Raw genomic sequence first — 13,326 nt, forward strand, 5'->3', positions numbered from 1 at the left:
GTGAAGCGCACTTCGATCGGCACCCGCAGCGGCAGGTAGCCCGGCGGCAGCTCGATCTGGCCAAGTTCAGTGACGAGGTCACCGGCCAGATCACCGGTCAGGTCGGCCGCCTGTGGGGACTGACCTCGGCGTTGATGACGGATGACCGCACCGGATTGACCGGCGTCCAGTACACCGCGCCGCTGCGCGAGGACATGCTGCGTGCGCTGAGCCAGTCCCAGCCGCCGGACACCCGCAACGGACTGGCCCAGCAACGGCTGGCGGTCGTCGGCAAGACGATCAACGACCTGTTCGGGGCGGTGACGATCGTCAACCCGGGCGGCTCCTACACCCTGGCCACTGAACACAGTCCGCTTCCGCTGGCCCTGCACAACGGCCTGGCCGTGCCCATCCGGGTGCGACTGCAGGTCGACACGCCGCCCGGGATGAGCGTCACTGATGTTGGCCAGATCGAGCTGCCGCCGGGCTACCTGCCGCTGCGGGTGCCGATCGAAGTGCGCTTCACCCAGCGCGTTGCTATCGACGTATCGCTGCGGACGCCGGACGGCGCGCGGCTGGGCGAGCCGGTCCGGTTCTCGGTGCACTCCAACGCCTACGGCAAGGTGCTGTTCGCGATCACGCTGACGGCGGCGGCCGTGCTGGTGACGCTGGCCGGGCGGCGGCTGTGGCATCGCTTCCGCGGCCAGCCCGACCGCGCCGACCTCGACCGTCCCGATCCCCCGTCTCATCACACGAAGGCCGATCCGCCGCCCCGGGTCGATGACCGGGTCGACCAACAACACCGAGTATGAAACCCGCCTCCCGTCGGCCCGAGCGACCACCGCAGAGACGCACGGCGCCCGCTCAGGTCGTAAGTCCGCCCCGCTTACCGGCGCCTGTGCCCGCCGCGCGGCGACCCGAACTGTCCGATGCCGCCCTGGTGTCGCGGTCCTGGGGGATGGCGTTCGCGACGCTGATCAGCCGGATCACCGGCTTCGCCCGCATCGTGCTGCTCGCCGCGATCCTGGGCGCGGCGCTGTCCAGCGCCTTCTCGGTGGCCAATCAGCTGCCGAACCTCGTCGCCGCGCTGGTGCTGGAGGCGACGTTCACCGCGATCTTCGTTCCGGTGCTGGCCCGCGCCGAGCAGGGCGACCCCGACGGCGGCGCCGCCTTCGTGCGCCGCCTGGTCACGTTGACGACCACTCTGCTGTTGATCGCCACGGTGCTGTCGGTGCTGGCCGCGCCGATGCTGGTGCGGCTGATGCTGGGCCGCAACCCACAGGTCAACGAACCGCTGACCACCGCATTCGCCTACCTGCTACTGCCGCAGGTCCTGGCCTACGGCCTGACATCTGTCTTCATGGCAATCCTCAACACCCGCAACGTTTTTGGGCCGCCCGCGTGGGCGCCTGTGGTCAACAACGTGGTGGCGATCGCCACGCTGGTGGTGTACCTGCTGGTACCCGGCGAGCTGTCGGTCGACCCGGTCCGAATGGGCAACACCAAACTCCTGGTCCTCGCGGTCGGCACCAGTCTGGGAGTGTTCGCGCAGACCGCGGTGTTGCTGGTGGCGATCGGCCGCCAGCACATCAGCCTGCGTCCACTGTGGGGAATCGACGAGCGGCTCAAGCGTTTTGGCGCCATGGCCGCCGCGATGGTGCTGTACGTCGTGATCAGTCAGCTCGGTCTGGTGATCGGCAACCAGATCGCCAGCACGGCGGCGGCCTCCGGGCCGGCGATCTACAACTACACCTGGCTGGTGTTAATGCTGCCCTTCGGCATGATCGGGGTCACGGTGCTGACCGTGGTGATGCCGCGGCTGAGCCGCAACGCCGCCGCTGACGACACCCGGGCGGTGCTCGCCGATCTGTCGCTGGCCACCCGCCTGACGATGATCACGCTCATCCCGATCGTGGCGTTCATGACCGTGGGCGGCCCGGCAATGGGCAGTGCCCTGTTCGCCTACGGCCACTTCGGCGGCGTCGACGCCGGCTACCTGGGTGCGGCGATCTCGCTGTCCGCGTTCACTTTGATTCCGTACGCACTGGTGCTGTTGCTGCTGCGGGTCTTCTACGCCCGCGAGCAGCCCTGGACGCCGATCGTGATCATCCTGGTGATCACCAGCGTGAAGATCGCCGGCTCGGTGCTGGCCCCACACATCACCGGCGACCCCAAGCTGGTCGCCGGCTACCTCGGGCTGGCCAACGGCCTGGGCTTTCTGGCCGGCGCGATCGTCGGCTACTACCTGCTGCGGCGTGCGCTGCTGCCGCGCGGCGGCCACCTCATCGGCGCCAACGAGGCGCGGACCATCCTGGTGACGACCGCCGCATCGCTGCTGGCGGGCCTGCTCGCCCACCTGGCCGACCGGCTGCTCAAACTGGGCGCACTGACCGCTCACTTCGGCGGCCCGGGCTCACTGTTGCGGCTGTTGACGCTGGCGACGATCATGCTCCCGATCATGGCGGCAGTGATGCTGCGCGGGCAGGTCCCCGAGGCGCATGCGGCGTGGGCCGCCATCCGCCGCCGGATCCCCGGGGCTGCACCGCTACGGAAAGCCCCGCTACCGGTTAAATCGTCTCGCCGCGGCCCGGTCACGTACCCTGAGCAGAGGAATTCGACCCCGCCGGGGCCAAAGGCGGTCCGGGAGCCGATCCGGCGCAGACCTCCTGAGCGGGGCGCCAGAGTCGGAATAGCGAAAGGACTGGAGGTGAGCGACCGCCCATTGGAGAGCACCTCGCCCGATTTCGCATCCGGCTCCGCACGCGGTCACGACGTGCAGCGCTCGGTTGCCGACGACTTTCACCCCGACATTCCCGACATCCGTGATGTTCACGAGCCCGGTCCTCAGTCGGCACCGCGTTCGTCCGACGAGCTGAACGGCGACCTGTCCGCCGATCCCGCTCGTTCGCCGCTTGCCTTCGACGCCCCCCGCCCACCCGGGCCCGATTCGTCGGCGTCGTCCGATGATGTCCACTTGGTACCAGGCGCCCGCATCGCCGGTGGCCGCTACCGGCTGCTGGTCTTCCACGGCGGCGCACCCCCCTTGCAGTTCTGGCAGGCGCTGGACACCGCCCTGGACCGACAGGTTGCGCTGACTTTCGTTGACCCGGACGGGGCTCTGCCCCCCGAGGTGCTGCAGGAGATCCTGGCCCGCACCCTGCGGCTCAGCCGGATCGACACGCCAGGCGTGGCGCGGGTGCTCGACGTCGTCCACACCGGCGCCGGCGGCTTGGTGGTTTCGGAGTGGATTCGGGGCGGTTCGCTGCAGGAGGTCGCCGACACGGCGCCGTCACCCGTCGGCGCCGTCCGGGCAATGCAGTCACTGGCCGCGGCCGCCGCGGCGGCTCACCGTGCCGGCGTCGCGCTGTCGATCGACCATCCGGCGCGGGTGCGCGTCAGCATCGACGGCGACGTCGTTTTGGCGTACCCCGCAACCATGCCCGACGCCAGTCCGCAGAACGACATCCGCGGAATCGGCGCGGCGCTGTATGCCCTGCTGGTCAACCGGTGGCCACTGCAGGAGTCCGGGGTGCGCAGTGGGCTGGCGCCGGCCAAGCGGGACGCTTCCGGCAACCCGCTCGAACCCACCGTCATCGAACCCGACATCCCGTTCCAGATTTCGGCGGTGGCGGCTCGTTCCGTCCAAGAGGACGGCGGGATACGCAGCGCCTCAACGCTTTTGAACTTGCTGCAGCAGGCGACCGCGGTAGCCGACCGCACCGAGGTACTCGGCCCGATCGACGATTCCGACGCCATCGACGAACCGCCGGCCGCAGCGTCACGGCGCCCGCCGTCGGTTCGTGACGCCGGTCCGCTGGGAAATCGGCGCCGCAACGTGCTGATCGGTATCGGCGCCGCTGCCGTCGTCATCGTGGTGACGCTGCTGGTGATCGCCCAACTGGTGAACAAGATCTTCGGTGGTGTCGGCGGCGGCTTCAGCAAAGAAGAGCTCGGCCTGAACACGCCGTCGTCGGCCACCTCGTCGGCCCCGGCCGGCAGCGCACCGGCCGGCAGTGTCATCAAACCCACCAGGGCCACGGTCTTCTCCCCCGGCGGCGAAGCCGACTCCCCGGGCACCGCCGGCAACGTGATCGACGGCAACGCGGGCACCTCCTGGGAAACCGACGTCTACAGCGACCCGGTCCCGTTCCCCGGCTTCAAGAACGGCGTCGGCCTGATTTTGCAGCTGCCGCAGCCCACGGTCGTCGGCGCGGTGACCATCGACGCCGCCAGCACCGGCACCAAGGTCGAGATCCGCTCCGCCAACACGGCGACGCCGGCGAAGCTCGAGGACACCACGCTGCTGACCGGCGCGACGGCGCTCAAACCCGGCCGCAACACCATCTCGGTGAAGTCCTCCTCGCCGACGTCGAATCTGCTGGTGTGGATCTCCACCCTGGGCACCATGAACGGCAAGAGCCAGGCCAGCATCTCCGAAATCACGGTCCAGGCGGCGTCGTAACCGGTCTTCCCCGGCGCGACGGGTGAAGTGCCCCGCGGCCCCCGTTTGGCTACTGTCCCGGCTCGTGGGATTCGGGCGAAACATCAAGCGGGACCGCACCGATGGCGAATTACTGGCCGCCCACGTCGCCGGCGACCGCTATGCGTTCGACGAGCTGTTCCACCGCCACCGACGCCAACTGCATCGGCTCGCGCGGCTCACCAGCCGCTCCCCCGAAGACGCCGAAGACGCGTTGCAGGACGCCATGCTCTCAGCCCACCGCGGCGCGGGTTCTTTTCGGAGTGACGCCGCCGTGCGCAGCTGGCTGCACCGCATCGTGGTCAACGCTTGCCTGGACCGCCTGCGTCGCGCCAAAGCCCACCCGACCAGTCCGCTGCGGGACATCCATTCGGTAGACGATCGGACGGCGCAGGTGGAGACGGCGATCCTGGTGCATCGAGCGCTGATGCGGCTGCCCGTCGAGCAGCGCGCAGCGGTGGTGGCCGTCGACATGGAGGGCTATTCGATCGCCGATACGGCCCGGCTGTTGGGCGTCGCCGAAGGCACGGTCAAGAGCCGCTGCGCTCGTGCACGCGCCCGGCTTGCCGACCTGCTCGGTTACCTCAACACCGGCGTCAGCGCCGCGGCGGATCGCCCGGCCAATCAGTGCTGACCATCATCGCGACCCCCTGTGCGTAGCCATCGAACTGTGCATCAAGGACACTGGGGCGGATGGGTGCACCCGATAGCGATCCGCCGCAGCATGGTGAAGGCGACGCGGACCCGCCGCTGACCGTTGACCTGCTCGCTGACCTGCAGGCCGGCCTGCTCGACGACGAAGCCGCCGCTCGAGTGCGCAGCCGGGTCCGCGCCGATCCCGAAGCCGAGGACATCCTGCGGGCCTTGAACAGGGTGCGTACCGATCTGGGCGACCTGGGTGTCGCGGGCGCCGACTCGAACTCGGCGCCGCCGCCGGCGGGAGTCACCGCTGCTCCGAGGTCGTCGGCCGCCGCCCACTCCGCACGTCCCCCAATCCGCCCCGGCCGTTTGATTGCGGGCATCGCCGGTTTGGGTGCGCTCGTCGTCGCCATCGGTCTGGGTACATCGGCGCTGTTGAACGCGCCCCCGCCCACGTCGAGCACGCCGGCGACCGCCGACCACATAACAGTGCCAGGACCTGCCACCGGGCCCGCAGCCGCGATCCCGCTGTCGCAACCCCAAATTCTTGAATTGCTCAACCAAAGCCCCGATTACGGTACCCATGGCGCTCTCGAGGATCCGCCGCGGCGGGCATCGTGCCTGCGCGGCCTTGGCTATCCCCCGTCCACCTCGGTCCTGGGCGCACGGCCGGTCGAGGTGGACGCACGTCCGGGGGTGCTGCTCGTGCTGCCTGGTGATACGCCGCAGGACTTGGCGGTCTTTGCGGTGGGACTGAACTGCAGCGCGGTCGACACCGGGTTGCTGGCCAGCACGCAGATTCCCCGCTCATGAACGGCGTTCAGGGTGTGGTGCGACATACCCGGGAACAGCCGCGCCTACGCTGGCGTTCGAAGGCTTAGCTCTTGTCAGCGCTCTTATCAGTGCCCGTACCCGAAAGGCTCGCATGACTGCTTCCGCTGATGACCCTGTCCACGAAGTAATCGTTATCGGTTCGGGCCCCGCCGGATACACGGCGGCTCTTTACACCGCGCGCGCCCAGCTGGCGCCACTGGTGTTCGAAGGCACCTCGTTCGGTGGCGCGTTGATGACCACCACCGAGGTGGAGAACTATCCCGGCTTTCGCGACGGCATCACCGGCCCGGAGTTGATGGACGAGATGCGCGAGCAGGCGCTGCGCTTCGGCGCGGACTTGCGGATGGAAGACGTGGAGTCGGTGTCGCTGGACGGACCGGTCAAGTCCGTCGTCACCGCCGAGGGAGAAACTCATCGCGCCCGCGCCGTGATCCTGGCGATGGGCGCCGCGGCACGCTACCTGCACGTTCGTGGCGAGCAGGAGCTGCTGGGTCGCGGCGTCAGCTCGTGCGCCACCTGCGACGGCTTCTTCTTCCGCGACCAGGACATCGCCGTCATCGGCGGCGGCGACTCCGCGATGGAGGAGGCGACCTTCTTGACCCGGTTCGCGCGCAGCGTCACGCTGGTGCATCGCCGCGACGAGTTCCGGGCCTCCAAGATCATGCTCAATCGGGCCCGCAGCAACGAGAAGATCAAGTTCCTCACCAACCACACGGTGGTCGCGGTCGAAGGTGATACCACGGTGACCGGACTGAAGGTGCGCGACACGGTCAACGGTACGGAGACCACCCTGCCGGTCACCGGCGTGTTCGTAGCGATCGGCCACGAACCGCGTTCCGAACTCGTGCGCGATGCCGTGGACGTCGACCCGGACGGTTACGTGTTGGTCGAAGGCCGCACCACGAGCACCTCGCTGGAAGGTGTGTTCGCGGCCGGGGACCTGGTGGACCGCACCTACCGGCAGGCGGTCACTGCCGCGGGCAGCGGCTGTGCGGCGGCCATCGACGCCGAGCGTTGGCTGGCCGAGCACGCAGACTCGGCCACCGAGGGCGAAGCGGCTGGAAAGGCTGACAGTACCGATTTGATTGGAGCACCACGATGACCGATACCGAAAACGCCGGGGCCACAGTAGAAGTGTCCGATGCGTCCTTCTCAACGGACGTATTGTCCAGCAATAAGCCTGTGCTGGTTGACTTTTGGGCAACCTGGTGTGGACCGTGCAAGATGGTGGCCCCGGTGCTCGAGGAGATCGCGGCCGAGCAGGGCGCCCAGCTCACCGTCGCCAAACTCGACGTGGACGCCAATCCCGAAACTGCGCGCGATTTTCAGGTGGTATCGATCCCCACGCTGATCCTGTTCAAGGACGGTCAGCCGGTGAAACGGATCGTCGGCGCAAAGGGTAAGGCTGCGCTGTTGCGCGAGCTTTCGGACGCGGTCCCCGGCTTGTAACGCGGCGATCGCAAGCGCGGCGCAGCCGGGCGAAGCGGGTCGCCGCCATCCAGAACGCGGCGATCGCAAGCGCGGCGCAGCTGTGCGCTGGGGGTACCCCCGCGAAGCTGGGGGACGGGTCGCCGCCATCCATAACGCGGCGGGTCTAATTCGGCGCACCACACGCTCGATTAGCCTGGGGTTTTCCGAAAATCCTCAAGGATCTGCGACAATACCGGCTAACTGTTATGCATTGATTAGCCCCGGAGGGCCCTTGGTATGTCGAGTCCGCGCCGCGAAGCCGGCGACGCGTTGCGCGCTGGTGACCGTGGCGCCGCTGTTACCGAGATTCGGGCTGCGCTCGCCGCGCTGGGAATGCTTGACAGCCCAGAAGAGGATCTGAACACCGGCAGGCATGTAGCGCTCGATGTCTTCGACGACGAGCTCGACCAGGCGGTGCGCGCCTTTCAGCAACATCGCGGACTACTCGTGGACGGCGTCGTCGGCGAGGCCACTTACCGGGCGCTGAAGGAGGCCTCCTACCGGCTTGGCGCCCGTACGCTGTATCACCAATTCGGTGCGCCGCTTTACGGCGACGACGTGGCAACGCTGCAAGCCCGGCTGCAGGACCTTGGTTTCTACACCGGTCTGGTGGATGGACACTTCGGCTTGCAGACGCATAACGCGCTGATGTCCTACCAGCGTGAGTACGGGCTCGCCGCCGACGGTATCTGCGGGCCAGAAACGTTGCGCTCCTTGTACTTTCTGAGTTCGCGGGTTACCGGGGGTTCGCCGCACGCCATCCGCGAGGAAGAGCTGGTGCGACGGTCCGGGCCGAAATTGTCTGGTAAACGGATCATTATCGATCCGGGCCGCGGTGGCGCGGACCACGGCCTGATCACCCAAAGTCCAGACGGTCCGATCAGCGAAGCAGATGTCTTGTGGGACTTGGCAAGTCGTCTTGAGGGCCGAATGACCGCCATCGGCATGGAGACGTTTCTGTCCCGGCCGACCAATCGCAGCCCGTCCGACGCCGAGCGGGCGGCCACCGCCAACAATGTCGGTGCCGATCTGATGATCAGCCTGCGCTGCGAATCCCAGGCCAGCCCAGCGGCCAACGGCGTGGCATCGTTTCACTTCGGCAACTCGCATGGTTCGGTTTCCACCATCGGCCGCAACCTCGCCGACTTCATTCAACGAGAAGTCGTGGCCCGCACGGGTTTACGCGACTGCCGCACCCATGGCCGGACGTGGGATCTGTTGCGACTGACCCGGATGCCGACCGTTCAGGTCGACATCGGCTACATCACCAACCCGCACGACCGCGGAATGCTGGTCTCGACGCAGACCCGCGATGCCATCGCCGAAGGCATCCTGGCCGCGGTCAAGCGGCTGTACCTCTTGGGCAAGAACGACCGCCCCACTGGCACATTCACTTTCGCCGAGTTGCTGGCCCACGAATTATCGGTGGAGCGGGCCACCCGAAGCGGCTCCTAACCTTCCGGCGCGTGCACGCTGGTGGCCGTGGCCCCAGCCCCAACCGGTTGTTGCAGTTGAGCATTCGCCAACAATCGCTCCAGGGCGGCCTCGACTTCGGCTTTCCATCCCAGCCCCTTGTCGAGTTCGAGCCGCAGCCGCGGAAAGTACCGATGTGGTGCGACCACAACGAAACCCACGTCCTGCAAGAAGTCCGCGTCGATGATGCAGTGGTCCACCGAGCAGTCGCCGAGCGCCTCCAGCACCGGCTGCACGTCGGGGTCCACCATGCGCGGATCCTGCAATTCGGAGGCTGCCGGGGTACGGCCGAAGGCCTCCAGCGCCCGCACTCCGCGGCGCACCAACTCGTCGATCACCCGCGCGATCAGGCCGTGTGGCAGGTCGTCGGCGGCTTGCCCAACTTCGATACCCATCGACGTGAGCAACACGGCGTCGGCGGACACCGGCGCGGTGGGAAACCGGTGCGCACGCGGTACCGCCCCCGGCGGAGCGTAGAGGACATACCCCAGGCAGGGCGGTTCGGCCTTGCTGCGCTCGTCGGGAATCGCGGTCGCAACCTGACCGCACGAACCCCATTCCAGCATCACCATCGACAACCAGGCCTCTTTTTCGAACTCCGGATCGGCGAGGTGGTCACGGTTACCGAGGGTCGCGGGGTCGACCTCCCAGAAGACGCAGCGCCGTGCGTGCTTGGGAAGCTGCTCGAAGGCTTCGAGCCGCAGCGGTGTGATTCGAGCAGACACTAGTCTCCTGGCCTCCGTGCGGTACTGCGGCCCGGCTGCCCCCAGGCCGGGCTGCACCGGCAACCTCTCCAGGATAGGAGAGTTTCGGAGCATCGGGCCAGTTTTGTCGTCGCCGCCCGCCTGCTCGCGCCGCAACGATCTCCGTAGCTCACCCCCCACTCATCGCGGCCCTCATGAGAACGCCGAAAGCGCTTGACGCACAGTACGTCTCGGTTGCAGTTCGGTGGCAGAGCGGCGTGCCGTGCCAGGCCAAACCAGCGCAGTGTCACAGTGACGTAATTACAGCGTATGCCGGGTCATGCCTTGGACGCGGTCATCATGTCGATGATGCGCTGCAGATCGTCTACCGAAGCGAACTCCACGACGATCTTGCCCTTGCGTTTGCCGAGGGTGACGGTCACCCGGGTGTCGAAGGCGTTCGACAGTCGTTCAGCAACGTCTTGCAGGCCGGGCATCTGAATCGGCTTGCGCCGCGGATGTGCCGGCTTGGCCGTGCCACTGCGGTTGGCCTCGTGGTTGGCGACGGTGACGGCTTCCTCGGTGGCACGCACCGACAGGCCCTCGGCGACGATCCGGCTTGCCAGCTCCTCCTGTGCGTCGGGGCCGGCCTCCAACGACAGCAGCGCCCGTGCATGACCGGCGGACAGCACCCCTGCGGCTACCCGGCGCTGCACCGGGATGGGCAGCTTGAGCAGCCGGATCATATTGGTGATCAGCGGGCGGGACCGTCCGATGCGGGCAGCCAGTTCGTCGTGGGTGACCCCGAATTCGTCGAGCAGTTGCTGATAGGCCGCCGCCTCTTCCAAGGGGTTCAGCTGCACGCGGTGGATGTTCTCCAACAGTGCATCGCGCAACAGATTGTCATCGCCGGTCTCGCGCACGATGGCCGGGATGGTGGCCAGACCCGCCTCCTGAGCCGCTCGCCACCGCCGCTCCCCCATCACTATCTGGTATCGGGCGCCGCTCTGGGAACCACTGACCGCCCGCACCACGATCGGCTGCAGCAGGCCGAACTCGCGGATGGAGTGCACCAACTCGGCGAGCGCCTCGTCGTCGAACACCTGTCGCGGCTGGCGGGGATTGGCTTCGATATCAGCGGGTGCGATCTCCCGATACACTGCCCCGATTGCTCCGATAGCCCCAGCATCCGGCGCGGGACCGCCGATGACCACATCGGCGGCGGCGGAGCCCATCCTCGGCCCGAGGCCGTCGGTATCGGTGGGTCCGGTGGGAATCAGCGAAGCCAGCCCGCGGCCAAGGCCGCCTTTCCTGCGTGACGGCTGCGTCATGGTCGTCCCTTCGCGGATGATGGTCGATCGCGGTCGGCGAGCTCCCGGCTCGCGTCCAGATAGCTCATTGCCCCGCGCGAGCCCGGATCGTAATCGATGATCGTCATGCTGTACCCCGGGGCTTCGGAGACCTTCACGCTGCGCGGAATCACGGTGCGCAACACCTTGCTCCCGAAGTAGCGGCGCACCTCCGCGGCCACCTGGTCGGCGAGTTTGGTTCGGCCGTCGTACATGGTCAGGATGACGGTAGTCACCTCGAGTTGCGGGTTGAGGTGGGCCTTCACCATCTCGATGTTGCGCATGAGCTGTGACACGCCCTCCAGGGCGTAGTACTCGCATTGGATCGGGATCATCACCTCGGGCGCGGCGACGAGTGCGTTGATCGTCAACAACCCGAGCGACGGCGGGCAGTCGACGAAGACGTAGTCGAAGTCGGTTTTGTCGAGTGCCGCCAGCGCCGTACGCAAGCGATTCTCACGGGCCACCATGCTGACCAACTCGATCTCGGCGCCGGCAAGATCGATGGTCGCCGGCACGCAGAACAGTCGGTCGCTGTGTGGGCTGCGGCGCAGCGCGGCGTGCAGCGGCACCTCGCCGAGGAGCACCTCGTACGACGACGGCGTGCCCGACTGCCGGTCGGTGATGCCGAGCGCTGTGCTCGCGTTGCCCTGCGGATCGAGGTCGATGACCAAGGTCTTGAGCCCCTGGACGGCAAGGGCGGCGGCAAGGTTGACCGCGGTTGTCGTCTTGCCCACGCCGCCTTTTTGGTTCGCGACAGTGAACACCCGACGATGTGGTGGTCGCTGCAGCGGTTCGTGGACGGTGTGCAATACCCGCATCGCGCGTTCGGCGGCGGCGCCGATCGGGGTGTCGTGTTCGTCCGATGTTTCACGTGAAACATCGGACGTCTCGGCTGACATTTGTCCGTGGGCGGTGTCTGGCGACACGTGCTGCGGGGCCACCGTCGGGCCGCCCGAAGAACTTGGACCGCTCATCGCGATCGCCTGCGTGCCGGTCGTGGAGCGTTGGGCCGCGTTTGCCTCGCCCGTCGCGCTGACACCACGGTTGCGGGTGGAGCCAAATAGTTCGCGCCACATGTGACCACCCTGACATCAACCGCGCCGGCCGCCGCCATCACACGCCGGTGCTCGCGGACTTCGTCGTGAGCGCGTTCGCCTTTGATCGCGAGCATCCGGCCCTCCGGTCGTAGCAACGCCATACTCCACTTCGTCAACTTGTCCAACGCCGCCACGGCACGCGACACGGCGACGTCCCGTCCGCCAATGCGCTCGCGCACCTGCCGCTCCTCCGCGCGGCCGCGTATCACCTCGACGGGCAACCCGAGCTCGGCAACCACCTCGTGCAGGAACTCACTTCGCCGCAGTAGCGGTTCGAGGAGCACCATCTCGATATCGGGCCGCGCGATCGCCAACGGCAACCCAGGCAACCCAGCCCCGCTGCCGATGTCCACCACTCGGTCGCCCGACTCGAGCAGCTCGGCGACGACGGCGCTATTGAGAACGTGCCGTTCCCACAACCGATCGACCTCATGGGGACCGAGCAATCCCCGCTCCACTCCGTCACTCGCCAAGATGTCAGCGTAGCGCCGTACGAGCGGAAGCCTCGTCCCGAATACCTGGGCCGCAGCGTCGGGCGGTGCACCCGCCGTCGCCGCCCGCTCGCAAGAACCGCCATGTTTCACGTGAAACATTCCTCAATTCTCGGGCTTCCGGCTGGCCTGTCGGAGGCTTGCGGATCGCGGCTGGCTTATCACGGCGCGTGCCGCCGGCGTCAGTCGCGCAGGACGACGACCCGGCGGGACGGCTCCACACCTTCACTTTCGCTACGGACGCCGGCGACCGCGGCGACGGCGTCGTGCACGATCTTTCGCTCGAATGGCGTCATCGGCGAGAGCTCTTCTCGTTCACCGGTCTCTAGGACCCGGCGCGCCACCTTGTCGCCCAAGGCGGCCAACTCGTCACGACGCCGACGTCGCCAGCTAGCGATGTCGAGCATCAACCGGCTCCGCACACCGGTCTTCTGGTGTACCGCCAACCGGGTCAGTTCCTGCAGGGCGTCAAGCACCTCTCCCCCGCGCCCGACGAGCTTGTTCAAGTCGTCGCTGCCGTCGATGCTCACCACCGCGCGGTTGCCCTCGACATCGAGGTCGATGTCGCCGTCGAAGTCGAGCAGATCCAACAACTCTTCCAAGTAGTCGCCGGCGATCTCCCCCTCGGCGACCAGCCGCTCCTCGAGGTCGTCGGACTGATCGGCCTCGTCGGACTCGTCCGCCTGGTCGGCCTCAGCGGTCTCGTCGGCTGGGTTGTCGGCTTGCTCGTCACGGCTGTCTGCCGCCGCATCCGGCGCAACATCCTGGGCCGGCAGATCGCTTTCGGCGGCGCGCTCGGTGGTGTCGGCATCCGTCATGCTGTGTCTC

General features: G+C 67.4%; 12 protein-coding genes. 7 read left to right on the top strand and 5 right to left on the bottom strand.

What is annotated here, in order from left to right; genetic code table 11:
* From A5791_RS01095 to A5791_RS01125, 7 genes are all read left to right on the top strand, one after another.
* The coding region (locus A5791_RS01095; RefSeq protein WP_231995763.1) for a DUF6049 family protein at positions 1 to 791 on the top strand (791 nt) is incomplete at its 5' end.
* 146 nt (positions 792 to 937) lie between these two features.
* Positions 938 to 4,441, top strand: coding sequence for a lipid II flippase MurJ (locus tag A5791_RS01100; protein WP_369827999.1), 3,504 nt, complete (start codon positions 938 to 940; stop codon positions 4,439 to 4,441).
* A 64-nt stretch (positions 4,442 to 4,505) separates the two neighbouring features.
* Entirely contained in the window at positions 4,506 to 5,093 is a 588-nt protein-coding gene (gene sigM, locus A5791_RS01105; protein WP_067229620.1) for an RNA polymerase sigma factor SigM, read from the top strand.
* 59 nt (positions 5,094 to 5,152) lie between these two features.
* Positions 5,153 to 5,911 (top strand): hypothetical protein, encoded by a 759-nt coding sequence (locus A5791_RS01110; protein WP_067229622.1) that lies wholly within the window; start codon positions 5,153 to 5,155, stop codon positions 5,909 to 5,911.
* A 112-nt stretch (positions 5,912 to 6,023) separates the two neighbouring features.
* Positions 6,024 to 7,034 carry a thioredoxin-disulfide reductase gene (gene trxB / locus A5791_RS01115; protein ID WP_067229624.1) on the top strand — a complete coding sequence of 337 codons (1,011 nt, stop codon included), beginning with the start codon at positions 6,024 to 6,026 and terminating at the stop codon, positions 7,032 to 7,034.
* The gene (gene trxA, locus A5791_RS01120; protein WP_067229628.1) at positions 7,031 to 7,381 is read left to right on the top strand and encodes a thioredoxin; all 351 of its coding nucleotides are present in this window, start codon (positions 7,031 to 7,033) and stop codon (positions 7,379 to 7,381) included. The genes trxB and trxA overlap by 4 nt, the downstream gene beginning before the upstream one ends.
* Before the next feature lie 258 nt (positions 7,382 to 7,639).
* On the top strand, positions 7,640 to 8,857 hold the full coding sequence (locus A5791_RS01125) for an N-acetylmuramoyl-L-alanine amidase (protein ID WP_067229640.1): 1,218 nt from the start codon (positions 7,640 to 7,642) through the stop codon (positions 8,855 to 8,857).
* Here the strand turns inward: A5791_RS01125 and A5791_RS01130 are convergent.
* The 5 genes from A5791_RS01130 to A5791_RS01150 form a co-directional block, all read right to left on the bottom strand.
* Positions 8,854 to 9,600 carry an acetyltransferase gene (locus tag A5791_RS01130; RefSeq protein ID WP_067229643.1) on the bottom strand — a complete coding sequence of 249 codons (747 nt, stop codon included), beginning with the start codon at positions 9,598 to 9,600 and terminating at the stop codon, positions 8,854 to 8,856. The genes A5791_RS01125 and A5791_RS01130 overlap by 4 nt on opposite strands.
* A 296-nt stretch (positions 9,601 to 9,896) precedes the next feature.
* Positions 9,897 to 10,889 carry a ParB/RepB/Spo0J family partition protein gene (locus A5791_RS01135; RefSeq protein ID WP_067229646.1) on the bottom strand — a complete coding sequence of 331 codons (993 nt, stop codon included), beginning with the start codon at positions 10,887 to 10,889 and terminating at the stop codon, positions 9,897 to 9,899.
* Entirely contained in the window at positions 10,886 to 11,884 is a 999-nt protein-coding gene (locus tag A5791_RS01140) for a ParA family protein (RefSeq protein ID WP_369827997.1), read from the bottom strand. Before A5791_RS01140 ends, A5791_RS01135 begins: the two co-directional genes overlap by 4 nt.
* Positions 11,881 to 12,600, bottom strand: coding sequence for a 16S rRNA (guanine(527)-N(7))-methyltransferase RsmG (rsmG, locus tag A5791_RS01145; RefSeq protein ID WP_067229653.1), 720 nt, complete (start codon positions 12,598 to 12,600; stop codon positions 11,881 to 11,883). The genes A5791_RS01140 and rsmG overlap by 4 nt, the downstream gene beginning before the upstream one ends.
* An 80-nt stretch (positions 12,601 to 12,680) precedes the next feature.
* Positions 12,681 to 13,316, bottom strand: coding sequence for a R3H domain-containing nucleic acid-binding protein (locus A5791_RS01150; RefSeq protein ID WP_067229656.1), 636 nt, complete (start codon positions 13,314 to 13,316; stop codon positions 12,681 to 12,683).
* Positions 13,317 to 13,326 lie beyond the last annotated feature (10 nt).

Origin of the sequence: Mycobacterium sp. 852002-51163_SCH5372311 (assembly GCF_001667115.1) — a bacterium.
GTDB lineage: Bacteria > Actinomycetota > Actinomycetes > Mycobacteriales > Mycobacteriaceae > Mycobacterium.

Excerpts from the sequence above, each read along its gene's own strand:
- A5791_RS01100 (WP_369827999.1), top strand. The coding sequence starts at position 938 with ATGGCGTTCGCGACGCTGATCAGCCGGATCACCGGCTTCGCCCGCATC.
- A5791_RS01110 (WP_067229622.1), top strand. The coding sequence starts at position 5,153 with ATGGGTGCACCCGATAGCGATCCGCCGCAGCATGGTGAAGGCGACGCG.
- trxB (WP_067229624.1), top strand. The coding sequence starts at position 6,024 with ATGACTGCTTCCGCTGATGACCCTGTCCACGAAGTAATCGTTATCGGT.
- trxA (WP_067229628.1), top strand. The coding sequence starts at position 7,031 with ATGACCGATACCGAAAACGCCGGGGCCACAGTAGAAGTGTCCGATGCG.
- A5791_RS01125 (WP_067229640.1), top strand. The coding sequence starts at position 7,640 with ATGTCGAGTCCGCGCCGCGAAGCCGGCGACGCGTTGCGCGCTGGTGAC.
- A5791_RS01135 (WP_067229646.1), bottom strand. The coding sequence starts at position 10,889 with ATGACGCAGCCGTCACGCAGGAAAGGCGGCCTTGGCCGCGGGCTGGCT.
- A5791_RS01140 (WP_369827997.1), bottom strand. The coding sequence starts at position 11,884 with ATGAGCGGTCCAAGTTCTTCGGGCGGCCCGACGGTGGCCCCGCAGCAC.
- rsmG (WP_067229653.1), bottom strand. The coding sequence starts at position 12,600 with ATGTTTCACGTGAAACATGGCGGTTCTTGCGAGCGGGCGGCGACGGCG.
- A5791_RS01150 (WP_067229656.1), bottom strand. The coding sequence starts at position 13,316 with ATGACGGATGCCGACACCACCGAGCGCGCCGCCGAAAGCGATCTGCCG.